The 24607-nt window shown below is 74.9% G+C and carries 20 protein-coding genes and 1 pseudogene; 4 read left to right on the top strand and 17 right to left on the bottom strand.

Going from position 1 to position 24607, the window contains the following annotated elements:
- Positions 1–12: 12 nt before the first annotated feature.
- From AB0P07_RS18355 to AB0P07_RS18300, 12 genes and pseudogenes are all read right to left on the bottom strand, one after another.
- A complete protein-coding gene (locus tag AB0P07_RS18355; protein WP_365551783.1) occupies positions 13–909 on the bottom strand; it encodes a glycosyltransferase in 897 nt (298 codons plus the stop codon).
- Entirely contained in the window at positions 906–1835 is a 930-nt protein-coding gene (locus AB0P07_RS18350) for a glycosyltransferase (RefSeq protein WP_365551782.1), read from the bottom strand. Before AB0P07_RS18350 ends, AB0P07_RS18355 begins: the two co-directional genes overlap by 4 nt.
- The gene (locus AB0P07_RS18345) at positions 1832–2977 is read right to left on the bottom strand and encodes a glycosyltransferase family 9 protein (RefSeq protein WP_365551780.1); all 1146 of its coding nucleotides are present in this window, start codon (positions 2975–2977) and stop codon (positions 1832–1834) included. The genes AB0P07_RS18350 and AB0P07_RS18345 overlap by 4 nt, the downstream gene beginning before the upstream one ends.
- Positions 2978–3323: 346 nt before the next feature.
- Complete coding sequence (gene rfaE2 / locus AB0P07_RS18340; RefSeq protein WP_365551779.1) at positions 3324–4706, bottom strand: D-glycero-beta-D-manno-heptose 1-phosphate adenylyltransferase; 1383 nt, start codon at positions 4704–4706, stop codon at positions 3324–3326.
- A gap of 8 nt (positions 4707–4714) precedes the next feature.
- Positions 4715–5347: an SIS domain-containing protein gene (locus tag AB0P07_RS18335; protein WP_365551777.1), complete on the bottom strand. Its 633-nt coding sequence runs from the start codon at positions 5345–5347 to the stop codon at positions 4715–4717.
- Positions 5344–6564 (bottom strand): glycosyltransferase family 1 protein, encoded by a 1221-nt coding sequence (locus AB0P07_RS18330; RefSeq protein ID WP_365551775.1) that lies wholly within the window; start codon positions 6562–6564, stop codon positions 5344–5346. The genes AB0P07_RS18335 and AB0P07_RS18330 overlap by 4 nt, the downstream gene beginning before the upstream one ends.
- Positions 6561–7511 (bottom strand): glycosyltransferase, encoded by a 951-nt coding sequence (locus tag AB0P07_RS18325; protein WP_365551773.1) that lies wholly within the window; start codon positions 7509–7511, stop codon positions 6561–6563. Before AB0P07_RS18325 ends, AB0P07_RS18330 begins: the two co-directional genes overlap by 4 nt.
- Positions 7508–8515 (bottom strand): glycosyltransferase family 9 protein, encoded by a 1008-nt coding sequence (locus tag AB0P07_RS18320; RefSeq protein ID WP_365551772.1) that lies wholly within the window; start codon positions 8513–8515, stop codon positions 7508–7510. The genes AB0P07_RS18325 and AB0P07_RS18320 overlap by 4 nt, the downstream gene beginning before the upstream one ends.
- A gap of 542 nt (positions 8516–9057) precedes the next feature.
- Positions 9058–9591, bottom strand: a pseudogene (locus AB0P07_RS18315) (HAD family hydrolase); the annotation flags it as partial.
- Positions 9588–10622: a glycosyltransferase gene (locus AB0P07_RS18310; RefSeq protein WP_365551770.1), complete on the bottom strand. Its 1035-nt coding sequence runs from the start codon at positions 10620–10622 to the stop codon at positions 9588–9590. The pseudogene AB0P07_RS18315 and the gene AB0P07_RS18310, both read right to left, overlap by 4 nt.
- Positions 10619–12259: a carbamoyltransferase C-terminal domain-containing protein gene (locus AB0P07_RS18305; RefSeq protein WP_365551768.1), complete on the bottom strand. Its 1641-nt coding sequence runs from the start codon at positions 12257–12259 to the stop codon at positions 10619–10621. Before AB0P07_RS18305 ends, AB0P07_RS18310 begins: the two co-directional genes overlap by 4 nt.
- A gap of 120 nt (positions 12260–12379) precedes the next feature.
- The gene (locus tag AB0P07_RS18300; RefSeq protein ID WP_365551766.1) at positions 12380–13372 is read right to left on the bottom strand and encodes an NAD-dependent epimerase/dehydratase family protein; all 993 of its coding nucleotides are present in this window, start codon (positions 13370–13372) and stop codon (positions 12380–12382) included.
- Positions 13373–13515: 143 nt separating this feature from the next.
- Here AB0P07_RS18300 and AB0P07_RS18295 point away from each other — a divergent pair, with 143 nt between their 5' ends.
- From AB0P07_RS18295 to AB0P07_RS18285, 3 genes are all read left to right on the top strand, one after another.
- The gene (locus AB0P07_RS18295) at positions 13516–14304 is read left to right on the top strand and encodes a polysaccharide deacetylase family protein (protein WP_365551764.1); all 789 of its coding nucleotides are present in this window, start codon (positions 13516–13518) and stop codon (positions 14302–14304) included.
- A 21-nt stretch (positions 14305–14325) separates the two neighbouring features.
- Complete coding sequence (locus tag AB0P07_RS18290) at positions 14326–14766, top strand: SRPBCC family protein (RefSeq protein ID WP_365551763.1); 441 nt, start codon at positions 14326–14328, stop codon at positions 14764–14766.
- Between the two features lie 85 nt (positions 14767–14851).
- On the top strand, positions 14852–15733 hold the full coding sequence (locus tag AB0P07_RS18285; RefSeq protein WP_365551761.1) for an endonuclease/exonuclease/phosphatase family protein: 882 nt from the start codon (positions 14852–14854) through the stop codon (positions 15731–15733).
- Positions 15734–15780: 47 nt separating this feature from the next.
- Here AB0P07_RS18285 and AB0P07_RS18280 read toward each other — a convergent pair whose 3' ends face one another.
- From AB0P07_RS18280 to AB0P07_RS18260, 5 genes are all read right to left on the bottom strand, one after another.
- A complete protein-coding gene (locus tag AB0P07_RS18280; RefSeq protein ID WP_365551759.1) occupies positions 15781–16932 on the bottom strand; it encodes an XdhC/CoxI family protein in 1152 nt (383 codons plus the stop codon).
- Between the two features lie 87 nt (positions 16933–17019).
- Positions 17020–18477: an NCS2 family permease gene (locus AB0P07_RS18275; protein WP_365551758.1), complete on the bottom strand. Its 1458-nt coding sequence runs from the start codon at positions 18475–18477 to the stop codon at positions 17020–17022.
- 157 nt (positions 18478–18634) lie between these two features.
- Positions 18635–21109 carry a molybdopterin cofactor-binding domain-containing protein gene (locus AB0P07_RS18270; RefSeq protein ID WP_365551756.1) on the bottom strand — a complete coding sequence of 825 codons (2475 nt, stop codon included), beginning with the start codon at positions 21107–21109 and terminating at the stop codon, positions 18635–18637.
- Positions 21106–21702: a (2Fe-2S)-binding protein gene (locus AB0P07_RS18265; protein WP_365551755.1), complete on the bottom strand. Its 597-nt coding sequence runs from the start codon at positions 21700–21702 to the stop codon at positions 21106–21108. Before AB0P07_RS18265 ends, AB0P07_RS18270 begins: the two co-directional genes overlap by 4 nt.
- Complete coding sequence (locus AB0P07_RS18260; RefSeq protein ID WP_365551753.1) at positions 21702–22592, bottom strand: FAD binding domain-containing protein; 891 nt, start codon at positions 22590–22592, stop codon at positions 21702–21704. The genes AB0P07_RS18265 and AB0P07_RS18260 overlap by 1 nt, the downstream gene beginning before the upstream one ends.
- A gap of 305 nt (positions 22593–22897) precedes the next feature.
- Between AB0P07_RS18260 and AB0P07_RS18255 the strand changes: the two genes are divergently transcribed.
- Entirely contained in the window at positions 22898–24607 is a 1710-nt protein-coding gene (locus AB0P07_RS18255) for a PucR family transcriptional regulator ligand-binding domain-containing protein (protein ID WP_365551751.1), read from the top strand.

Here is a 24607-nt window from a genome sequence, read left to right as displayed (position 1 = left end):
CCGCCCCGTGGCTCAGCCGGTGTAGCTGCGGGCCGTCGAGTCGCGTTGGGCGGGTTCCAGTGCACGGAGCCGGGCCTCGACCTGCGGCGGCAGCACCCGGCGTTCGCGCAGCACCCAGGGCAGCGCGACCGCCGCCTCCGCGAAGGCGCGCAGGGACGCGGTGTCGCGGGGGACGGTGCGGGCCAGGTGCAGGGTACGGCGCAGGGCGGGGCCGACCGGGCGGCGCAGCCAGGTGAACCACAGGGTGTTGCGGATGCCCTGCGCCCGGCGCACCGTCGAGTCCCGCACCCGGGACGGATGGTGGTGGATCGTCAGGTGGTCGGCGTAGGTCAGCCACCAGCCGTCGGCGGCCAGGTCGGCGGCGAGCAGTTCCTCCTCGCCGCCCAGCCACAGCCGCGGGTGGAAGCCGCCCGCGGCGCGGAAGGCGCCGGTGCGCAGCACGGTCGCGGCGGCCAGGAAGGAGCCGAGCGCCGGTCCGGGGAGCCAGTCGGGGCGGGGTACGGGGGAGTCGCGCAGCTCCTTGACGATCGGGTCCTCGGTGCCGTCCGGTTCAACAAGGATGCGGGCGGTGACCGTGCCGACAGCCGGGTACCGGTCGAGCAGGTCCGCGGCTGCGGACAGGGAGCCGGGCGCCCACCAGGAGTCGTCGTCGCAGAAGGCGACGTAGGGGGTGCCGACCTGGCGGATCGCCAGGTTGCGGCCGACGGCGCCGAGGTTGCGGCCGGGCTGGAGGAGCCGTACGCCGGGATGGTGGCGGGCGACGGCGGCGGCCGTGCCGTCGGTGGAGCCGTTGTCGGTGACGATCACCGCCGGCTGCTCGGGGAGTTCGGCGAGCCGGTCCAGGGTGCGCAGGAGTTCGGGGCACCGGTTGTGGGTGATGACGACGACGGTGGTCCGGGTGTCCGTCATGAGGCCGCTCCGTCGAGGAGGCGGGCGGCCCGTTCCACGTGCGGGGGCAGGGGCCTGCGGGCTCGCAGGGCGGCGGGCAGGCGGGTGAGCGTCTCGCGCAGGGCGTGCCGGGCGTCCGGGTCGCGGCGGGCGTCGGCGGCGAGCGCGCGGGTGCGGGCCAGGGCGTACGGGAGGGGGCGGCGCAGCCAGGTGGTGAGGAGTTCGTTGCGCCGTACGACGGCCGGGCGGCCGGTGCGGGGGCGCGGGTCCGGGTGGTGGTGGGCGACGACGTCGGGGCAGTGCGTGACGCCCCAGCCGCGGGCCGCGAGGTCGTAGGCGAGGAGGGTCTCCTCGGCGCCGAAGAAGAGCAGCGGGTGGTAGCCGCCCGCGTCGAGGTAGGCGGTGCGGCGGGCGACGGCGGCGCAGCCGAGGAAGCCGAGCACCTGGGTGCCGGGGAGGTCGGTGGCCGTACCGAGCGGGGAGTCGGCGAGCAGGTCGTTGAGGGGGTCGGCGGCGTCGGCGGCACCGACCAGGGTGCGGGCGGAGAGCAGGCCGAGCCGGGGGTGCTCGTCGAAGTGCCGGGCGGCGGCGCTCAGGGAGCCGGGCGCCCACCAGGAGTCGTCGTCGCTGAACGCGACGTAGGGGGTGTCCAGGGCACGGACCCCGTGGGTGCGGGCGAGGGCGCCGCGGTTGACCGGCATGGTGAGGACGCGGACCTGGGGGTGGTCGCGGGCCAGCATGGCGCGGGTGCCGTCGGTGGAGGCGTTGTCGACGACGAGGATCTCGGGCCGCTCGGGCAGGGCGAGCAGGTTCCGCACGGTGACGGCGAGGCTCGCCCGGCGGTTGCGGGTGGCGATGACGATGCCGACGGGGGCGGGCTGTGTGGGGCCGTCGGGGTGGGGCCGTTCTCGGGTGGCCGTCGGGCCGTGGTGCGCGGCGTGGTTCATGGTGCCTCTTCCGAAGTGCCCGGGGCGTCCGGGGGGTGCGGGGTGTCCTGGGCGTCGGGGGTGTCCAGCGCGTCCAGGGCTTCGAGCACGGCGCCGGGGGTGATCCGCAGCAGCGCCGGGTCGGTCTCGCGGCCGTGCGGGTCGCCGTCCGGGCCCGGGTGCCACAGGGCGCGGTGCCGCGGGTGGGGCGGCGGGCCCCAGCGGCTGGGCGGGACCGGTCCGAAGAGGGTGACGGAGGGCGTGGCGTGGGCGACGGCGAGGTGGGCGATGCCGGTGTCGCCGCTGACGACGGCGCGGGCGCCGGCGACGAGGGCGGAGAGCCGGTCGTAGGGCAGGCCGCCGCCGAACACGTCGGTGTCGGGCAGGTCGGCGAGCTTGGCCAGCCGGGCCACCAGGTCCGCCTCGTCCGCTCCTCCGGTGACCACGACCCGGCGCCCGCGTGCGCGCAGCGCCTCGGCGACGGCCGCGTACCGCTCCACGGGCCAGCAGCGGGACGGGGCGCCGGCGCCGGGGTGCAGGACGACGGCTCCGGGGGCGGGTGAGGGAGCGTCCGGGCGCGGCAGCCGCAGGTCGGCGGGGTCGGCGTCGATGCCGTACGCGCGCAGCAAGCGGCACCACCTCTCCCGCTCGTGCTCCTCGGCGTACCAGACCGGGCCGTCCACCTCGGGGGTCTCGGGGTGCGCGAACGCCAGCAGCCTGCCCGGGCGCAGGCGGGCCAGGAGGCGGTGGCTGGGCGGCCCGTCGCCGTGCAGGTCGACGGCGACGTCGGGGGGCGGCCCGGTCCAGTCGAGGGTGCGCGGGACGGCCCGCCCGGGTTCGGCGGCGGGCAGTACCCGGTCCACGGCGCCGGTCGCGGCGGCCACGGGGGCCAGCTCGGCGGGGCCTGCCAGCACCAGCTCGTGCCGGGGGTACGCCCGCCGCAACGCCCGCAGCGCGGGCACCCCGGCCAGCAGATCTCCCAGCCCGAGGGCACGCAGGACGAGCACGCGGGGTGCGCCTCCGTCCTCACGCCGGACCGCTTCCGGGCCGGGGCGGCCCACCCCTGCGGGCGGCGGGTGCACCGGGTCCCCGGTGACGGGCCCACCGGCCGACCCCGAAGACGCGAGGCCGCGTTCCCCGGCGTTCCGGCTTCCCTGCCTCATCGCACCCCCTCGACGGAAACCGCCGGGCCAAGCACCGACAGGCCACGCAGCCTGCCCCCGCACCCGGCACCACCACCGGCCGACACCGCCCCCGGCGACCAAACCGGTGGAACCGCAACCGACGTCACCACCAGCCCGGCACCGACGCGATGGCGGCAGATGCAGAACCACTCCCGGGGCACGAGCCTCGTCCGACCCACCACAGCCGCCCGGCCACACACCGACAGGCCACGCAGCCTGCCCCGGCACCGGGCACCACGGCCGGTCGACACCGCCCCCGGTGAGCAGGGCACGCGGCCGGGTGCCGGCGTCTTCGGCGGCGGGGCGACCGCGCGGTGGGCGGGGGTCATGGCGCCCCCTGCGCCGCGCGGGCCAGCAGGGCCGTGGAGGAGCGGCCGCCGAGGTAGGGCAGGAGGACCGCCTGGCCGCCCCACTCCTGGAGGAGCGTGGCTTCGGGGAGGTCGGCGCCGGCGTAGTCGCCGCCCTTGACCCAGACGTCGGGGCGCAGGTCGCCCAGGAGGCGTTCGGGGGTGTCCTCGTCGAAGACGGCGACCGCGTCGACGCAGGCGAGGGCGCGCAGGACGCGGACGCGGTCGGCGAGCGGGTTGACGGGGCGCCCGCCGCCCTTGCGGCGCTGGACGGAGGCGTCGGAGTTGACGCAGACCACCAGGCAGTCGCCGAGCCGGCGGGCGGCCTGGAGGAGGCCGACGTGCCCGGCGTGCAGGAGGTCGAAGCAGCCGCCGGCCGCGACGACCGTGCCGTGTTCGGCGCGGATCCGGGCGGCCAGGGCTCCGGGGTCGTCGGTGTCGGGGAGCGCGGCGAGTGCCCGGTCGGAGCCGGCCGGCGGGACGGCGGCCGCGCCGCCCGCCGCGACGAAGGCCGTGGCGGCGCTCACCGCGCCCTCGACGGCCTCCCCCACCAGCGCCCCGTCGGCGAGCAGCCCGGCCGCGGTGGCCGCGAACCGGTCCCCCGCACCGCAGGAGTCGCCGTGGTGGGCGGCGGGCGCGGGGACGAGGAGGGGGTGTTCGCCGTACGACAGGAGGGCGCCGCGCGAGCCGAGGGTCACCGTCACCGCGGCCACCCGCCAGTCCCGCACGAGGGCGGCGGCATGGAGCGCGGCGGCGCGCAGACCGCCGCCCGGGTGGGCCTCGGCCGGTGCGAAACCGCGGGCCTCCTTCTCGGCCGGGGTCACGAGGCGGGTGCCGGGGACCGGCCGGCCTCCGCGGGGGTGGGGGTCCCAGACCAGCGGCGGGCGCGCGGCGAGCACGTCGCGCAGGGCGTAGGCCGCGCCCCGGCCGTAGTCGGAGACCAGAACGGCCCGGGCGGAGCGCAGCGCGTCGCGGGCCTCGTCCGTGGCCTCGCGGACCCGGCCGCCGCCCCGGTCCAAGCGGACGACGGGACGGTCCTGGGCGAGGACGCGGGTCTTCTCCGGCACCGTGCCGGTCAGCGGCAACGGGATCAGGTTCAGCCACGGTTCGAGCAGTTCGCGCAGGGCCCGGCCGGCCGGGTCGTCGCCGACGCCCGTGATGAGCGTGACCTCGCGTCCGTCGCGGGCGGCGAGGTATGCGGCGAGGGCGGCGCCGCCGGGGCGGATCCGCTCGGCGCACTCGGAGACGACCGGGACGGGCGCGTCCGGGGCGAGCCGGTCGGCGGAACCGGTCAGGTCCCGGTCGAGCAGCGCGTCGCCGACCACGACCAGCGGGGCCCTCCTGTCAGCCTTGGCGGCCATGTCTCGCGTCACCTCCGCTTCCGCTGGGCCGCGCGCCCGGCACCGCGCGCGGTCCGTGCGCCGCGTGGCCCGCGCTCCAGGGCGGCGTCGAAGGCCGCGCAGATCATGTGGACGGCGACCAGGTGGATCTCCTGGACGGTGGCCGTCGACGGTGCCTCGACGCACAGGGACTCGTCGCTGCCCGCCATGAGCGGGTTGGGGGCGCAGCCGGTGAGCGCCCACACCCGTACGCCGGCCGCCCGGGCCGCGTCGGCCGCGGAGAGCAGGTTGGCGCTGGCGCCGCTGGTGGACAGCAGCATCAGCACGTCGCCCTCGCGGCCGTGGGCGCGGACCTGACGGGCGAAGACCTCGTCGACGCCGTAGTCGTTGGCGATGGCGGTGGTGGAGGAGGTGTCGGCGTGCAGCGCGATCGCGGAGAACGGGGGGCGGTCGTCGCGGTAGCGGCCGACGAGTTCGGCGGTCAGGTGCTGGGCCTGGGCGGCGCTGCCGCCGTTGCCCGCGGCGAGCAGCCGGCCGCCGCCGCCCAGCACGTCCGCGAGGCGGTCGCCCCAGCGCTGGGTGACGTGCGCGGAGGCACGGAACGCACCCAGTGCTTCCAGGAGTTCGTCGCAGTGCCCGACGACGGGCGGGTGCAGGGTCATGACGCCACCTCCGTGGACACGGCGTGTTCGGAGCGGGTCAGGCGGTACACCTGTTCAGCGCCGTCGGCGACGCGCGCCCAGGTGTAGTGCCGCAGGACGCGTTCGCGGCCGTTCCTGCCGTACTGGCGGCGCAGCCGTTCGTCGGCGAGGAGTTCGCGGGCGGCCTCGGCCACGGCCTCAGGGTCCTGCGGGGCGACCAGACGGCCGGTGACGCCGTCGGCGACGGAGTCGCGGTGGCCGCCGACGTCGGTGGCGAGGACGGGCACGCCGCACGCCATGGCCTCCAGCGGCACGATGCCGAACGGCTCGTACACCGGGGTGCACAGCACGAGGTCGGAGCTGCGGAGCAGGGCGGGCATGTCGTCCGGGTCGACCGCGCCGAGCAGCCGGACCCGGTCGCCCACGCCGGCGCGGCGGGCGATGCCGGTCAGGCGCCGCGCCTCGGGTTCGGCCTCCACGGCGCCGGCGGGCGGGCCCCCGGCGATGAGGAGTTCGGTGTCGGGGATGTGGGCCAGGGCTCGGATGGCCTGGTCGTAGCCCTTGCGGGGGACGAGCCGGCCGCAGGCGAGCAGGCGGTGCGGCAGGCGTCGTTCGGGGGTGCGGCCGGTGTCTGCGGCGGGGTGGAAGTGCTCGGCGTCCACACCGCAGGGCACGACGGAGACCTGGCGGGGCGGGACGCCCATGTCGCCGAGTTCGACGACCTCGTCGGTGCAGGTGGCCAGGACCCGTGCGCAGTTGCGGCCGAGCTGCCGTTCGATCCCGATGCGCTCGTAGGGGCTGGTGTCCCGCATGCCCTGGTGGCGGCGCTTGACGGTGCCGAGGGCGTGGAAGGTCTGGACGAGGGGGATGCCGTGCGGGGCCACGCCGATCTGCGAGGCCGTGCCGGACATCCAGAAGTGCGCGTGCACCACGTCGGGCCGCTCCCGGGCCCAGGCGCGGGCCAGGTGGGCGCCGAAGGCGGGCATGTGCGGGAACAGTTCGTCCTTGGGGACGGACACGGGTGGCCCGGCCGGTACGTGTTCGACGACCGCGCCGCCGGGCAGGGGCACCCGGTCGGGCAGGTCCACGGCGTCGCGGCGGGTGTAGACCGTGACGTCGTGGCCGCGCTTGGCCAACTCCTCGGTGAGACGGGCCACGTAGACGTTCTGTCCACCGGCGTCGACGCCGCCGAGCGCGGCGAGCGGGCTCGCGTGCTCGGACACCATGGCGATCCTCATCGGGTCACCTCCTTGAGCAGCCGCTCCCAGTCGTCCAGGAAGCGGGACAGCCCGTAGTGGGCGAGGGCCGCCGCACGGGCCCCGTCGCCGACCGTCCGTGCGTGCAGCGGGTCGGCGAGGAAGTCGCGTACGGCGTCGGTCAGTACGTCGATGCGGTTGGAGACCACTCCGGCGCCCGGGGGCACGGCCTCGGCGACCTCGGTGGTGGCCAGGGCGACCACGGGCATGCCCAGGTGCATGGCCTCCAGCAGGGACAGGCCGAGGGAGGTCCAGCGGACGGGGTGGACGTAGACGCGGCGGCGGGCCAGCTCGGTGTGCAGGTCGCTCTGCGGGACGTCCCGGGTGCGGCAGCGCCCGGGGTCGACGCCGAGGTGCTCGGCGAGCCCTTCGGTGCGCATGCCGAACACGTCGAGCGGGGCGGCCCGGGAGAAGACGGGGAGCAGGTCGGTGCCGGTCGTACGGCCGCGCCGGATCGGCTCGTTGACGACGACGGCGGCGCGCTCCAGTTCGCCGGTCCAGCGGTGGCCGGGGTCGACGATGCCGTGTTCGATGACAGCGGTCTCCGTTCGGCCCGCGTCCCACATCAGCCGGTTGAAGTGGGTGACGTGGACGAGGGTGACGCCCGGGATGTCGGCGGCCGGGTGGCGGGTGTGGGGCACGTCGCCGTCGGGGGCGTTGTGCTCCAGGTAGACCAGCGGCGGGCGGTGGCCCAGCCAGCGGTCGACGAGGTCGAGTTCGTGCGGGCGCTGGAGGATCACGAGGTCGATGTGCTCGTCCCGCAGCCGCTCCGGCGGGACTTCGACGACGGAGTCGGGCCAGTCCCAGGTGCGGGCGCGGCCGAGGCCGTCGGGTCCCCGGTCGGGGGTGAGGGGGACGAGGTAGGTGTGCGGGCCCTGCACGAAGGCCGTGGTCCACGACCCGTGCACGTGCCAGATCAGGATCCTCATGTCTTCCCCATCGGTTTCTCGGCGGCCATCAGTTTTTCGACGGCGGCGGCCACGTCGGTGGCCGTGACGGTGTTCAGGCAGGGGTGTCCGGGCACGGGGCAGTCCCGGGCCCTGCTGTCGGCGCAGGGCGCGTCCTGGTCGCCCAGCAGCACGTAGGGGACGCCATAGGGCCGCCAGCGTTCGGCGGGTACGACGGGGGCGAACAGGGAGACGACGGGGGTGCCGACGGCCGCGGCGAGGTGGGCGGGCGCCGTGTTGCCGGTGACGACGACGCAGGCGCCCGCGAGGACGCCGGCCAGTTCGGAGGCGTCGGTGCGGCCGCCGAGGTCGGTGCCGTGCCGGCCCGCGACGTGTGCGGTGAGGTCCCGCTCGCCGGGGCCGCCGGTGACCAGGACGCGGTGCCCGGCGGCGGCGAGTTCGCGTACGGCCTCGGCGGCGCGCTCGGGGCTCCAGGCGCGGGCGGGGACACTGGCGCCGGGGTGCAGGACGACGTAGGGGCCGGGGCCGGTGAGGGCGTCGGCGGGCGGCGGGGTGTGCACGCGCAGCCGCCCGTCGTCGGGGCGGGGGAATCCGGCCGCCTCGGCGAGGTCGAGCGCGGCCTCGGCCTCGTGGGCGTGCGGGGCGCGCTGGTGACGCAGGTCGAGGAGCGATCCCGGGTAGTCCACGCTGTCCGCCGCGATGTACCGGACGCCGGCCAGGCGCAGCACCAGGGCGGTGGGCAGCGGGGACTGGTGGAAGGAGGTGAGGACGAGGGCCGTGTCGGCATCGATCCGGTCGGCCAGCGCGTCGATGTCCTCGCGGTTGACGTCGGGGGGCGCGAACCCGCCCCAGGGCGACTCCCACTCCAGCACCTCGTCGACGCCGGGCAGCAGCCGGGCGGCGGGTGCACCGCGCGACCCGCACAGCAGGGTGACGTGGTCGGCCCGCGCGGCGACGGCCCGAACGGCGGGCCCGGCGAGCAGGACGTCGCCGAAACTGTCGAGCCGGGTGACGAGCGCCTTCATGCGGACCTCCCGGTACTGTCGCCGACGTCCCGCGTGCGGGCCGCCCCGGCGCCGGGCGTGGTGCGCGGCCGGGGTGCGGCGGCGGGGCCGCGGGCGGTGCCCGGGGCCGCCGTCCGGTCCTCCCCGGTCGTGGTGACCGGTCCGCCATCGCTCACGTCCGCACCCGGCCGGCTCCCGCCCGGTCCGGCGGCCGTGCGGTCCCGGTCGCCGTCGTGCTCGCGGGGGGCGAAGAGGCCCCGCCCGGGGGGCGTGGGGGCCAAGGTCGGGTCGGCTCCGGGCCGGTCGGCGGCGGGGGACGAGGAGGAGGCGGTGGTCCGGGAGGTGCTCTCCGGACCCGGTCCGGCGGCCGTGCGGTCCCGGTCGCCGTCGCGCTCGCGGGGGGCGAAGACGCCCCGCCCGGGGGGCCTGGGGGCCAAGGTCGGGTCGGCTCCGGGCCGGTCGGCGGCGGGGGACGAGGAGGAGGCGGTGGTCCGGGAGGTGCTCTCCGGACCCGGTCCGTACGCCGCCCCGACGGGCCGCTCGTCGGCCAGGGCCCGGCCCTCGGGCGGGCCGTCGAGGATCGCCCGTACGGCGGTGAGCAGGTCCGGGGCGACGTGGGGTGCGGCGGTCGTCTCCTCGGGGCGGGTGCGGTCGTTGGGGACGAGGATGCCGTGGGCGCCGGCGCGTTCGGCGGCCTCCATGTCCGCGCCGATGTCGCCGACGACGACGCAGTCGGCGGGGCCGGCGCACAGGCGTCCGGCGGCCCACAGGACCATGCCGGGCTGCGGCTTGCGGCAGTGGCAGCCGTCGTCGGGGCCGTGCGGGCAGACCGCCCAGACGTCGAAGGGGCCGATCAGGTCGTCGACGCGGCGGTTGACGCGCCGGACGTCGGCGTCGCTGATCAGGCCGCGGGCCACGCCGGACTGGTTGGTGACGACGCCGACGCGGACGCCGTGCGCGCGCAGCAGCGCCACCGCCTCGCGGGCGCCGTCGACGGGCCGGACCCGGTCCGGGTCGCCGTTGTAGGGGACGTCGTGGACGAGGGTGCCGTCGCGGTCGAAGAGGACGGCCTTCACGGGGGTGCTCGCGGCGCTCACGCGGCCACCTCCCGCCAGGCGGGGGCGGCGCGGTGGCGCCACAGTCCGCTGAGCCGGTGCCAGGTCGCGGCGGGCGGGATGAGCGCGCTGGTGACCAGCATGGTGGTGACCTCGTGCCGGGTGCGCGGTCCGGGCGCGATACGGGCCCAGGCGAACTCGGCGGTGCCCGCGGCCCAGCCGGCCCCGGCGACGGCGGCGGCCCGGGGGCGTCCGGCCACCGCGAGGACGAGGGCGGCGGTGCCGGCGGCGGTGATGGCCGCGTGGCGCCGGATGCGGCCCCGGGGCGCGACCGCCTTGGCCCACCAGTCGGGGCCGTGCAACCGCCGCATCAGGGCGTCGTCGGCGTTGCCGCGCTGCTGCTTCAGGGACACCCAGCGTGCGGCGGGCCGCACGGGGTGCCGGGTGGTGCGGCGGCCGCGCCGGATGCGCCAGCCCGCGTCGAGGACGCGCAGGGCGAGGTCGGCGTCCTCGCGGAAGGCGCGGGTGAAGCGTTCGTCGAAGCCGCCGACCTGTTTGAGCACGTCGGTGCGGTAGGCCATGTCGGCGGTGATCCACCGAGCCTGCGCGAGACCGGCGGTGCCGCGCTCCCAGTCGGTGGGGCGGCGCTCGCCGGGCAGCGGCACGGCGATCACGCCCTGCACGGCGCCGGTGTCGGGGGCCGCCTCGGCGAGGTCCTGGACCAGCTGGTCGCACCAGTGCGGGCCGACCTGGACGTCGTCGTCGAGGAAGGCGGTCCAGGGGGAGGTGACCGCGCGGGCACCGGTGTTGCGGGCGGCGGCCGGACCGCGGCCCCCGCTGCGCAGCACCACCGTGCGCTCGCGCAGGTCGCCGAGGACGGTCAGGGCGTGTTCCAGCGCGCCGGGGTCGGCGTCGGGGTCGGGCCGGTCGTCGACCAGGACGATCTCGTCGGGGTCGGGACCGTGCGCGGCGACCAGCGCGGCCAGGCAGTCGGCCAGCGTGTCGCGTACCAGGGTGGGGACGACGACGGCGTAGCCCGTCCTGGTTCCGCCGGTCCCGGGGGCGGCGCTCATGCGAACGCCCGTCCCCGGCGCACCGCGAAGGGGCCGATGGCCAGCAGATCCACGGGCGCCGAGCCGAAGCACTCCAGTGCGTCGCGCGGGTCGTCGACCATGGGCCGCCCGGCGGTGTTGAGGCTGGTGTTGACGACGACGGGCAGCCCGGTGCGCCGTTCGAAGGCGGCGAGCATCCGCGCCACGAGCGGCTCGCGGCGTTCCTCGACGGTCTGGATGCGGGCGGTGCCGTCGACGTGGACGACGGCCGGGATGCGGTCCCGCCACGCGGGGTCGACGTCGTGCACGAAGAGCATGTACGGGCTGGGGACCGGCCCGGTGAAGATGTCGGCGGCGCGGTCGGCGAGCACCATCGGCGCGATGGGGCGGAACTCCTCGCGGCCCTTGACGTGGTTGAGGCGTTCGAGGTTCTCCGCGCAGCCGGGGTGGGCCATCAGTGAGCGGTGTCCGAGGGCGCGCGGTCCGAACTCGCTGCGGCCCTGGAACCAGGCGACGACGCCGTCCCGGGCCAGTTCCTCGGCGACGGTCTCGGCGATGTCGTCCGGCTCCTCGTAGGGGATCGCTGCCGTCTCCAGCCAGGCGCGGATCTCCTCGTCGCTCCAGCCGCGGCCGAGGTCGGCGCCGGGCATCGGCTCGGGCGCGGCGCCCTCCTGGGCGGCGGCCACGTGCAGGGCGCCGCCGAGGGCGGTGCCGGCGTCTCCGGCGGCGGGCTGCACCCAGACGTGCCGGTAGGGGCCGCGCGCGGCGATCTTCGAGTTGGCGACGCAGTTCAGCGCGACGCCGCCCGCCATGGTCAGGGCCTCGCCCCCGGCCTCGCCGTGCAGCCAGTGGACGAGTTCGAGGAGGAGTTCCTCGAGGACGGCCTGGGTGCTCGCGGCGAGGTCGGCGTGGTCCTGCGTCCAGTCCTCGCCCTTGGCTCGCGGCGGGGCGAGGACCGCCCAGTCGACGCCGTGGGCGCGGAAGCCGCCGTCGCCGGTGGCGTGGATGTGCTCACGGAGCCGGTCGAGGTGGCGGGGGGTGCCGTAGGAGGCGAGGGCCATCACCTTGTACTCGTCGCTGCTGCGCAGGAAGCCGAGGTGCTCGGTGAGTTCCTCGTAGACCAGGCCGAGCGAGTGCGGCAGCGCCTGGGTGGCGAGGACGTCCAGCTTGCCGTCGCGGTAGCGGCCCGCCAGGTGGGAGGCGGACTCGCCGCGGCCGTCGAGGACGAGGACGTCGTTGTCGGGGTGCGGCGAGGCCGGTCCGGCGGAGGCGGCGTGCGCCACGTGGTGCGGGACGAAGACGACCTGGTCGGGGTCGAGCCCGGGCAGCGCCTCGGCGAGGAACTCGGGGGCGCGGCGGGCGTACTCGAGCCGCAGCGGGTCCCAGGGGTCGTCCAGGCCGAGGTCGCGGGCGGGCCGGGCGAGCTTGGGGTCGAAGGAGTAGGCGACGGCGTCCAGCTCCCCCGGCCGCACCCCGGCGTGCTCCAGGCACCACCGCGCCGACAGCTCCGGGACCTCCCAGGCGGAGAAGGGCACCGGGCGCTTGCCGTGCTTGCGCCGGCTGAACCGCTCCTCCTCCGCGGCCGCGACGGTCCGGCCGTCGACGACGAGCGCGGCGGCCGGGTCGTGGAACAGGGCGTTGATACCAAGGATGCGCATGGGGCGGGCTCCTCTCTCGGCGTCGCGGGTGCCGCGGGACAGTTGCGTCAAACGCTTGGAGACAGGTCACTTCCGGAGAAAAGCGGATGTATCACCGTAAGTGACTTCCTCGGACCTGCGTCAGGCGGCGACGGCGTGCGCGAACCAGCCGATGGTCCGCTCCAGCCCCTCGCTCCAGCTCACGACCGGCCGCCAGCCCAGCCGCTCCCGGGCCAGGGTGGTGTCCGGCCTGCGCCGGCCGGGGTCGTCGACGGGGCGTTCGACGAAGCGGATGCGGGAGCCGGAGCCGGTGAGTTCGACGACCCGGCGGGCCAGTTCCAGCATGGTGATCTCGTCGGTGCCGCCGATGTTCATCGGCCCGCTCTCGCCGGACGCGGCGAGGGCCAGGACGCCCGCCACGGTGTCGTCGACGTAGCACAGGGAGCGGGTCTGGCCGCCGTCGCCGGCGACGGTGAGCGGCATGCCGTCCAGGGCCTGCGCGATGAAGGTCGGGACGGCCCGGCCGTCGCCGGTGCGCATGCGGGGGCCGTACGTGTTGAAGATCCGGACGATGGCGGCGTCGGTGCCGTGCACCTGGCGGTGCGCGGTGACCAGGGCCTCGGCGAAGCGCTTGGACTCGTCGTAGACGCTGCGCGGGCCGACGGGGTTGACGTTGCCCCAGTACGTCTCGCGCTGCGGGTGCTCCAGCGGGTCGCCGTAGACCTCGGAGGTGGAGGCGAGCAGGAAGCGGGCGCCGTCGACGTGGGCCCGCTCCAGGGCATTGCGGGTGCCGGCGCTGCCGACGTCGAGGGTCTCCAGGGGCAGCCGGAGGTAGTCGGCGGGCGAGGCGGGGCAGGCGAAGTGCAGGACCAGGTCGAAGCGGCCGGGCAGGCCGCGCAGGGCCGTCGGGTCACTGGCGTCGGCCCGGACGAACCGGAATCCGCGCCGCCGCTCCAGGTCGGCCACGTTGGCGCGGGAGCCCGTGGCCAGGTTGTCGAGGCAGACGACGTCGGTACCGGCGTCGAGCAGGCGGCCGCACAGGTGCGACCCGACGAACCCGGCTCCGCCGGTCACCAGGGCCCGGCGCCAGACGCGTCCGCCGACGGGGCTCACGCTCACGGGGGTCTCGCTCACGAGGTCCTCCTCACTCCCAAACCGTCACGCATGTGTCGGTTTGAGTAGCCAGGCCGACCCCCCGCTACCCCGAACAGCAATTCGAAAGTGCGCTCCAGGGGGCACTATGAACCGCGTATATACTCGCCGCGTATAGTCCTCGCATGCTTTCGCTGACCAGGAAGATGACGAAAACGGGGACCAGGTTGCGCGCGCTCGCGACCTTCGCCGCCGCCGCCTCGCTGACGCTCGCGCTGAGCGGTTGCACCAAGCTGGAGACCGACTCTCCCAGCTCCGTCCGGAACGCCGCCGGCACCCAGGCCCGGGCGGCCTCGCTCGGCACCGTCGACTGCGCGCACACCAAGTGCATCGCACTCACCTTCGACGCCGGCCCGAGCGAGAACTCCGCCAGGCTGCTCGACATACTCAAGGAGAAGCAGGTTCCGGCGACCTTCTTCCTGCTGGGCAGGCGCCACATCGACACCTATCCCGAGCTTGTCAGGCGCATGGCCAACGAGGGCCACGAGGTGGCCAGCCACACCTGGACGCACAAGATCCTCACGGACGCCGACCCGGACCGGATACGCGAGGAGCTGGAGCGCCCGAACAAGGAGATAGAGCGCCTCACGGGCAAGCGCCCCACGCTGATGCGCCCGCCGCAGGGCCGCACGGACGACACGGTGCACGACATCTGCCGTGAGCTGGGCCTCGCCGAGGTGCTGTGGAGCGTGACCGCCAAGGACTACAAGACGAACGACTCCGACCTGATCACCGAGCGGGTACTGGACCAGTCGTCGCGGGACGGCATCATCCTGCTGCACGACATCTACGACGGCACCGTGCCCGCCGTGCCCGGCATCATCGACGCGCTCAAGAAGCGCGGCTACGTCTTCGTGACGGTCCCCCAGCTCCTGGCCCCCGGGAAGGCCGAGCCGGGCAAGGTGTACCGCTGACGGACGTGCGACGATCGTCGGGTGGCCACCTTCTCGCTCGACCGTGCCGTCCCGCTCGCCCCGGACGAGGCCTGGCGCCGGCTCACCCGGTGGGAGCGGCACGGCGACACCGTGCCACTGACCCGGGTCACCGCCGATCCGCCCGGTCCCACCCGCCGGGGCACGCTGGTCGTGGCCCGTACGGGTGCCGGGCCGCTCGCCTTCGACGACCCGATGGAGGTGACGGTCTGGCAGCCGCCGCGCGAGGACGCCCCCGGCCGGTGCCGGATGGACAAGCGCGGCCGGGTGGTCCGGGGCTGGGCGGAGATCGAGGTATCGGCGGCACCCGGCGGGCGGGCGCGGGTGGTGTGGCGCGAGGAGTTGGACGTGCGGCTCCTCCCGTCCCTCCTCGACGGCGTCCTGGTCCGCTCGGGGCGCCTCGTCTTCGGCCGCACGGTCGACCACCTGCTGCGGCACCCGTGAACAAGCGGTTGCGGTCCGGGTACGGGGCGCGGACGAGATCGTGCCACACGCCTCGCGGACGCCGTTTCCCGCGTACCGTGCCGGCATGTCTCTCGGAGCGCGCACCTTCAATCAACTGTCCCTCGCAGGTGCTTTGTTGACGCTGGCCGTGGCGGCCCCGCCCGCCTCCGCCGCCGACCGGGGCCACTCGGTCCCGTTGCGCGTCGCCACCTACAACATCCATGCCGGGGCCGGCTCGGACGGCGTCTTCGACCTCGACCGGCAGGCCGCCGCACTGCGCGCCCTCGACGCTGACGTGATCGGCCTCCAGGAGGTCGACGTGCACTGGGGAGCCCGCAGCCAGGGGCTCGACGTGGCCGGGGAGCTGGCCGAGCGGCTCGGCATGCGGGTCTCGTTCGCGCCGATCTACAGCCTCGACCCGGCGACGGCCGGGGAACCCCGGCGCGAGTACGGCGTGGCGGTGCTGTCCCGCTTCCCGATCCGCTCCGCGGCGAACCACGAGATCACCCGCCTGTCCACGCAGGACGAGAACCCGGTGCCGGCCCCCGCGCCCGGCTTCGGCGAGGTGACGCTCAAGGTGCGCGGCGTGCCGGTGCAGGTGTTCGTGACCCACCTCGACTACCGCGCGGACCCGGCGGTGCGCGAGGCCCAGGTCGCCGACACCCGGCGGATCATGGCCCGGGAGCGGGCGGAGATGCCGGGCGCCCGCCAGTTCCTGCTCGGCGACTTCAACACCGAGCCCTCGGCCCCCGAACTGGCGCCACTGTGGAAGGAGCTGCGCGACGCGGGAGCTGGGACCCCGGACACGTATCCGGCCCAGGCGCCGGTCAAGCGGATCGACTACGTGGCCGTGGGCGAGGGCGTACGGGTGCGCGACGCCGCCGTACCGCCGGAGCCCACCGCCTCGGACCACCGGCCGGTGGTTGCGGAGGTGTCCCTGGTGAGGAAGGGACCGGGCCGGAACTGAGTCCGGCGGCTCCGCGCAGCCCGTGGCCGGTGCCGGGGACGAGAGGACTACGCCACCGGGCCGACGCGCGCCGCCGGGTTCGCCGGGCCGTCGTGGTGGATGGGGGTGTGGGCGCCGGTCAGGGCGGCGCCCGTGCCGCCGTGGCGGGCCGCGACGATCTCGGCGGCGATGGACAGGGCCGTCTCCTCGGGGGTGCGGGCGCCGAGGTCCAGGCCGATCGGCGACCTGAGGCGGGCCAGCTCCGGATCGCTCACGCCGGCCTCGCGCAGCCGGGCCTCGCGGTCCAGGTGGGTGCGGCGGGAGCCCATCGCGCCGACGTACGCCACCGGGAGGCGCAGCGCCAGCCGGAGCAGCGGGATGTCGAACTTGGCGTCGTGGGTCAGGACGCACAGGACGGTGCGCGCGTCGACCTCGGTACGCGCCAGGTACTCGTGGGGCCACTCGGCGACGACCTCGTCCGCGTCCGGGAAGCGGGCCGGGGTGGCGAAGACCGGGCGGGCGTCGCACACCGTCACGCGGTAGCCGAGGAACGTGCCGACCCGCGCCAGCGCCGAGGCGAAGTCGATCGCGCCGAAGACGATCATGCGGGGTGCCGGGACGGAGGACTCGACCAGCAGGGTGAGCGGTGCTCCGCAGCGCGAACCCTGCTCGCCGATCTCCAGCGTGCCGGTGCGCCCGGCGTCCAGGAAGGCGCCCGCCTCGGCGGCCGCCGTGCGGTCCAGCTCGGGGCGGCCGCCGAGGCCGCCGGTGCGGGAACCGTCCGCCCGGACGACCAACGCGCGGCCCAGCAGCTCGGCCGGGCCGCTCACGACCCGTGCCACGGCCGCCCTCTCCCCGTGTGCGGCGGCGGCGAGGGCCGTGGCCAGGGCCGGACGGGCGGGGTCGGCCGTCCGTACCGGGGCGACGAGGACGTCGATGACCCCGCCGCAGGTCAGTCCCACGGCGAAGGCGTCCTCGTCGCTGTACCCGAAGCGCTCCACGACGGTGCCGCCGTCCTGGAGGGCCTGCCGGCACAGCTCGTACACGGCTCCCTCCACGCACCCGCCGGAGACCGAGCCGACCACCGTGCCGTCGGCGTCCACCGCGAGGGCGGCGCCGGTCGGCCGGGGGGCGCTGCCGCCGACGGCCACCACGGTGGCCACGGCGAAGTCGCGCCCCTGCTCGACCCACCGGTGCAGCTCGTCGGCGATGTCCAGCATCTGTCGGTCCTCCTCGAACCTTCCGGTCCTCCCGGACCTTCCGGCCTCCTCGGACAACGGGTACGTGCAGGGTTCCCGTCGTGGCGGCTAGTGCACGCCCATCCAGCTCTCGATCGGGTTGAGCGCGAAGTAGACGAGGAAGATCACCGTCAGGCCCCACATGAACGCGCCGATCTCCCGCGCCTTGCCCTGCGCGACCTTGATGGCGACGTAGGAGATGACACCGGCGGCGACCCCGGCCGTGATGGAGTACGTGAACGGCATCAGGACGACGGTCAGGAAGACCGGGATCGCGGTGGCCCGGTCGGCCCAGTCCACGTGCCGGGCGTTCATCATCATCATCGCGCCGATGACCACCAGGGCGGCGGAGGCGACTTCCTGGGGCACGATCGCGGTGATCGGGGTGAAGAAGAGACAGGCCGCGAAGAACACGCCGGTGACGACCGAGGCGAGCCCGGTGCGGGCGCCCTCGCCGACGCCGGTCGCGGACTCGACGAAGACGGTCTGGCCGGAGCCGCCCGCCACACCGCCGATGGCACCGCCGGCGCCGTCGATGAACAGCGCCTTCGACAGACCCGGCATCCGGCCCTTGTCGTCGGCGAGCTTCGCCTCGGTGCCGACGCCGATGATGGTGGCCATCGCGTCGAAGAACCCGGCGAGCACCAGCGTGAAGACGATCATGCCGACGGTCATCGCGCCGACCTCGCCCCAGCCGCCGAACTCCAGGCTGCCGAAGAGCGAGAAGTCCGGCATGGAGACAGCGCTGCCGTGCAGCTCGGGGGCGCCGTTGGCCCACTGCCCGGGGTCGATGACCCCGGTGGCGTTCAGGATCGCGGCGACGATGGTGCCGGTGACGATGCCGATCAGGATGGCGCCGGGCATGTTGCGGGCCTGGAGCATGAAGATCAGCAGCAGGGTGCCCGCGAAGAGCAGGACCGGCCAGCCGGCGAGCTCCCCGGCCGGGCCGAGGGTGAGCGGGGTGGACTTGCCCGCGTGCACGAAGCCGCCCTTGACCAGGCCGATGATGGCGATGAACAGGCCGATGCCCATGGTGATGCCGTGCTTGAGGGCGAGCGGGATCGCGTTCATGATCATCTCGCGGAGCCCGGTGACCACGAGCAACATGATCACCACGCCGTACATCACACACATGCCCATGGCCTGCGGCCAGGTCATCTGCGGGACGACCTGCCCGGCGATCACGCCGGAGACCGAGAGCCCGGCGGCCAGGGCCAGCGGCACCTTGCCGACGAAGCCCATCAGGAGCGTGGTGAGCGCCGCGGCGAACGCCGTCGCGGTGATCAGGGCCTTCTGGCCCAGGGTGTCGCCCGCCGCGTCCTTGCCGGACAGGATCACGGGGTTGAGCAGGACGATGTACGCCATCGCCATGAAGGTGGTGATGCCGCCGCGCACCTCACGCGCGACCGTGGATCCCCGGTGGGATATGTGAAAGTACCGGTCGAGCCAAGACCGTCCGCCGGGGACGCGGGAACCCGCGCCCGCGTCTTCGGCGGTGATCTCGGGCTCCACTGACTGCTGGGTCATGGGGCCGTCTCCCAAGGTTCATAGGTGCACCCGGCCGGCCGCTGGGGCGGCCGCGGGATTTGGGATATGCACGACCCGGGGGACGGCCCGAGACGAACGCATGTGTGGTGGTACTGGTACTGGTGATGCTGGCGGTACTGGTGACGCTGGTGGTGCTTCAAGCCTCGCGAGCGGAGCGGGACTTGGCCGGTGCTCCGGGCGGCGCGGAGGGTGTGACGTTCCGTGCGCCGCCCGGAGGGTCCTGGTCCGCAGCCGTACCGGTGAGGTGTTCCGGTCGTACCGGCGTGCGGTCGAGCGCCAGCCCGGTCGCGTCCCTGACGGCCGCGAGGACCGCCGGGGTGGACGACAGGGTGGGTGCCTCGCCGACCCCGCGCAGCCCGTAGGGCGCGTGGTCGTCGGCGAGTTCGAGCACGTCGACCGGTAGGGCCGGCGTGTCGAGGATCGTGGGGAGGAGATAGTCCGTGAAGGACGGGTTCCTGACCTTCGCGGTCACGGGATCGACGACGATCTCCTCCATCACCGCGATGCCCAGGCCCTGGACGGTGCCGCCCTGGATCTGGCCGACCACGGAGAGCGGGTTCAGCGCCTTGCCGACGTCCTGGGCACAGGCCAGCTCGATCACCTTGACCAGGCCCAGTTCGGTGTCGACCTCGACGACCGCGCGGTGCGCGGCGAAGGAGTACTGGACGTGGCCGTTGCCCTGGCCGGTGCGCAGGTCGAAGGGTTCGGTCGGCCGGTGCCGCCACTCCTCCTCGACCTCGACCACCTCGTCCTCCAGCACGTCCGCGAGGTCGGCGAGGACCTCGCCGCCGTCGGTGACGACCTTGCCGTCCTCCAGCAGGAGTTCGGCGGTGGCCCAGGCGGGGTGGTGGGAGCCGAGTCTGCGGCGGCCGGTCTCCAGGACCTTCTCGCGCACCAGCTCGCAGGCGTGCTTGACGGCGCCGCCGGTGACGTAGGTCTGCCGGGAGGCCGAGGTGGAGCCGGCCGAGCCCACCCGGGTGTCGGCGGGCCGGATGGTGACCTCGGCGACGCCCAGCTCGGTGCGGGCGATCTGCGCGTGGACGGTGACGCCGCCCTGGCCGACCTCCGCCATCGCGGTGTGCACGGTGACGACGGGCCGGCCGCCCACGGCCTCCAGGCGGACCCGGGCGGTGGAGTAGTCGTCGAAGCCCTCGGAGAAGCCGACGTTCTTGATGCCGACCGCATAGCCGACGCCGCGTACGACGCCCTCGCCGTGGGTGGTGTTGGACAGACCGCCGGGCAGCTGCCGTACGTCGGCGCCCTCACTGGACTCCCACTGGCGCTCCGGCGGCATCGGCATCGCCTTGACACGGCGCAGGAGTTCGGCGACCGGCGCCGGGGAGTCGACGCTCTGGCCGGTGGGCATGAGCGTGCCCTGCTCCATGGCGTTGATCCGGCGGAACTCCACCGGGTCCAGGCCGAGTTCCGCGGCCACCTTGTCCATCTGCGCCTCGTAGGCGAAGCACGCCTGGACCGCGCCGAAGCCGCGCATGGCGCCGCAGGGCGGGTTGTTGGAGTAGAGGGCGAGGGCCTCGATGTCCACGTCGTCGACCGCGTACGGTCCGACCGAGAGCGAGGCGGCGTTGCCGACGACCGCCGGGGAGGCGGAGGCGTAGGCGCCGCCGTCGAGGACGATGCGGCACTTGACGTGGGTGAGCCGGCCGTCCCGGGTGGCGCCGTGCTCGTAGTGGAGCCGGGCCGGGTGGCGGTGGACGTGGCCGAAGAAGGACTCGAAGCGGTTGTAGACGATCTTGACGGGTTTGCCGGTGCGCAGGGCGAGGAGGCAGGCGTGGATCTGCATCGACAGGTCCTCGCGCCCGCCGAAGGCGCCGCCGACGCCGGACAGCGTCATCCGCACCTTGTCCTCGGGCAGGCCGAGCACGGGGGCGATCTGGCGCAGGTCGGAGTGGAGCCACTGGGTGGCGATGTAGAGGTCGACGCCGCCGTCCTCGCCGGGCACCGCGAGACCCGACTCCGGGCCGAGGAAGGCCTGGTCCTGCATACCGAAGTGGTAGTCGCCCGTGACGATCACGTCGGCGCGCTCGGCGGCCCGTTCGGCGTCGCCGCGCACGATCGGCTGGCGGTGCACGATGTTGGGGTGCGGGACGTGGGCGCTGTGGTGGTCGTCGCGGTTGTCGTGGACCAGGATCGCGTCGGGGGCGGTCGCGGAGGCCTCGTCGGTGACGAGGGGCAGCTCGCGGTACTCCACCTTGATCTTGGCGGCGGCACGGCGCGCGGTCTCCGGGTGGTCGGCGGCGACGATCGCGACCGGCTCGCCGTGGTGGCGGACCTTGCCGTGGGCGAGGACCGGGGTGTCGCGGATCTCCAGTCCGTAGTGGCGCACGTCGGTGGGCAGGTCGTCGTACGTCATGACGGCGTGCACGCCGGGGGTGGCGAGCGCCTCGCCCGTGTCGACGGAGACGATCTCGGCGTGCGCGACGGTGGAGCGCAGGATCTGCCCCCAGAGCATGTCCTCGTGCCACATGTCGGACGAGTACGCGAACTCGCCGGTGACCTTGAGGACGCCGTCCGGGCGGAGCGTGGACTCGCCGATGCCGCCCTTGGTCCGGGAGCCCTGGGTGACACCGGTGGGTGCGCCGATGGCGGTCATGACCGGGCCCCCTCGGATCGGCGGGCCGCGGCGAGGCGGACCGCGTCCATGATCTTCTCGTAGCCGGTGCAGCGGCACAGGTTGCCGGACAGCGCCTCGCGGATGTCCTCGTCGCTCGGGTCCGGGTGGCGCTCCAGCATCTCGTCGGCGGCGACCAGCAGTCCGGGCGTGCAGAAGCCGCACTGGACGGCGCCGGCGTCGAGGAACGCCTGCTGGATCGGCGCCAGTCCGATGTTCTCGCCGGTCTGCGAGTCGGTGCCCCGGGCCTGCCACCGCCGGGCCTCGTCGAGCGAGGCGCTCTCGCCGGCGCGGGCACCCGTCGTGGTGCCGCCCCCGGCGCGCTGCCGGGCGTACTCGGCCAGGCCCTCGACGGTGACGACCTCGCGGCCCTCGGCCTGTCCGGCCGCGACCAGGCAGGAGCAGACCGGCACGCCGTCCAGGCGGACCGTGCAGGAACCGCACTCGCCCTGCTCGCAGGCGTTCTTGGAGCCGGGCAGGCCCATCCGCTCGCGCAGCACGTACAGCAGGGACTCGCCCTCCCACACGTCGTCGGCCTCCTGCGGACGTCCGTTGACGGTGAAGTTGACGCGCATCACGCGGCTCCTTCCGTGGTGCGGCGGGGGGCGCGGTACGACTCCCAGGTCCAGGTGAGCGTCCGGCGCGCCATGACGCCGACCGCGTGGCGGCGGTAGGCGGCGGTGCCGCGGACGTCGTCGATCGGATTGCAGGCGGCGGCGCACAGGTCCGCGAACCGCTTGACGGCCGACGGCGTGATGATCTTCCCGTTGTCCCAGAAGCCGCCCTCGTCGAGCGCCGCGTTCAGGAACTCCTCGGCGGCCGTCGCGCGGACCGGGGTCGGCGCGGCCGAGCCGATGCCGGTGCGGACGGTACGCGTGTCGGGGTGCAGGGCGAGGCCGAAGGCGCACACGGCGATGACCATGGCGTTGCGGGTGCCGACCTTGGAGAACTGCTGCGGCCCCTCGGCCTTCCTGATGTGCACGGCGCGGATCAGCTCGTCGGGCTCCAGCGCGTTGCGCTTGACGCCGGTGTAGAACGCGTCGATCGGGATCAGGCGCCTGCCGCGCACCGACTCGGCCTCGACCTCGGCGCCGGCGGCGAGCAGCGCCGGGTGGGCGTCGCCGGCCGGGGAGGCGGTGCCGAGGTTCCCGCCCACGCCGCCGCGGTTGCGGATCTGCGGGGAGGCGACCGTGTGCGAGGCGAGGGCGAGACCCGGCAGCTCGGTGCTCAGGTTCTCCATGATCCCGGTGTAGGGCACGCAGGCACCGAGCCGTACGGAGTCCCGGCCGACCTCCCACTCGGTCAGGTCGGCGACGCGGTTCAGGTCCATGAGGTACTCGGGCCTGCGGTGATCGAAGTTGATCTCGACCATCACGTCGGTACCGCCCGCGATCGGCACAGCGGTGGGGTGCTCGGCCTTCGCGGCGAGCGCCTCCTCCCAACTGGCGGGGCGAAGGAAGTCCATGACCGGCTCTCCTCCTCGTCTGATCGGGGGCGGTGGGGATGACCGGGGGCGTACGGATCGAGCCACATGCCGGTTCGGGAGGCCGGCTCGTTCATGTGCTGTTCACCTGGAACGGACTCAGTACACCGTTGCGTGCTCCACCAGGGTCAGTCGCAGAAACCATGAAGGAGTTGGCTGGCCAGGGCGGGCATCTTGTAGATTCGTATGAACGGAGGTGCTCAGAAGCCTCCCTGTTCTTCTCCGGAATCGGGCGACACAGCCGCGTGACCTGGAACACTTCGAGACAAAGAACGGCGGCGACGAGAATGCGGCTGCGCGCACTGCTGGACACCGACGCGCTGGGCCTCAAGCTGCTCGGCGGCGAGGACGAGCTGGACCGCACGGTCCGCGGCGTGATGACCACCGACCTGCGGGACCCCAGCCGCTATCTCTCGGGCGGCGAACTGGTGCTCACCGGCCTTGCCTGGCGCCGGGGCCCCGCCGACTCCGAGCCGTTCGTACGTCTCCTGGTGCAGGCCCAGGTGGCCGCGCTGGCCGCCGGTGAGGCGGAGCTGGGGAGCGTGCCGGAGGACCTGGTGGTGGCCTGCGCGCGGCACCGGCTGCCGCTGTTCGCGGTGCACGAGTCGGTGGCGTTCGCGACGATCACCGAGCACGTCGTGCGCCAGGTGTCGGGCGAGCGGGCCGGGGACCTGGCCGCCGTGGTGGACCGGCACCGCCGGATGATGACCTCGGGACCGGCGGGCGGTGGCCCCGACGTGGTCCTGGACCTGCTCGGCTCCGACCTCGACCTGCGCGCGTGGGTCCTCTCCCCCACCGGCCGGCAGGTCGCCGGTCCGAAGGACGCGGAGCCCGCGCTCTCCACCGAGGTGTGCGCCAAGCTGGCGGCCGAGCACCTCTCGGCCACCCGTACGGGCCGGCGGGCGCCGCACCGCGTGTCCGTGGGCTCCACGACGTACAGCCTCTTCCCGGTGCGGGGCCGGGGGCAGCTCCCGGCGACGGCCGCGGGGACGCGGGTCGCGCCGGGTGCGGCGTCGGGTCGGGAGGTGCGCGAGACGGTGCTGTCCGACTGGCTCCTCGTGGTGGAGGCGGACGCCGGGGACTGGGCCGAGGAGCGCCTCGACCTGCTGTACGGCGTCACCCAGCTGATCGCGGTCGAGCGGGACCGGCGGGACGCGGCGCGCACGGTGCGGCGGCGGCTCGCCCAGGAGGTGCTGGAGCTGGTGCAGACGGGCGCGGCGCCCGCCGAGATCGCGGCCCGGCTCCGGGTGGCGGCGCCGGTGCTGCTGCCGGGCCTCGGGGCGGCACCGCACTGGCAGGTCGTGGTGGCCCGGGTGGAGTGGGCGGACGGCGACGCGCAGACCGGCCGGGTCGCGCAGACTCTGCTGGAGGAGATCCTCGTCGACCCGCACGCCACCGGGCCCGAGCAGTCGGACCGTATCGCCGTGGCGCACACCGGCGAGGAGGCGGTCGCCCTCGTACCGCTGCCGGCGGTCTCCACCGAGCACGACGGCTCCGAGGCCGGGGTCCTCGCGGAAGCGCTGCTGGAGTCCGTACGGGAACCGCTGTCGGCCGGTCTCGACGGGGACGGGCGGGTCACGCTCGGCGTCAGTGCGGCCGTGCACTCGGCGGAGGGGTTGCGCGGGGCGCTGGAGGAGGCCCGGCACGCGCGCCGGGTCGCCGCGGCGCGCCCCGGCCGGGTCTGCGCGGCCGGCCACCAGGAGCTGGCCTCGCACGTGCTGCTGCTCCCCTTCGTCCCCGACGACGTGCGGCGCGCCTTCACCGCCCGGCTGCTCGACCCGCTGCGGGACTACGACCGCCGCCACCGCGCCGAGCTGATCCCGACGCTGGAGGCGTTCCTCGACAGCGACGGCTCCTGGACGCGCTGCGCGAACCGGCTGCACCTGCACGTCAACACGCTGCGCTACCGCGTCGGACGGATCGAGCAGTTGACGGGGCGCGACCTGTCGCGGCTGGAGGACAAACTCGACTTCTTCCTGGCGCTGCGGATGAGCTGA

This window comes from Streptomyces sp. NPDC085944 (assembly GCF_040686295.1).
GTDB classification, from domain to species: Bacteria; Actinomycetota; Actinomycetes; order Streptomycetales; family Streptomycetaceae; genus Streptomyces; species Streptomyces salinarius.
This window is presented reverse-complemented; position numbering and strand designations above follow the sequence as displayed.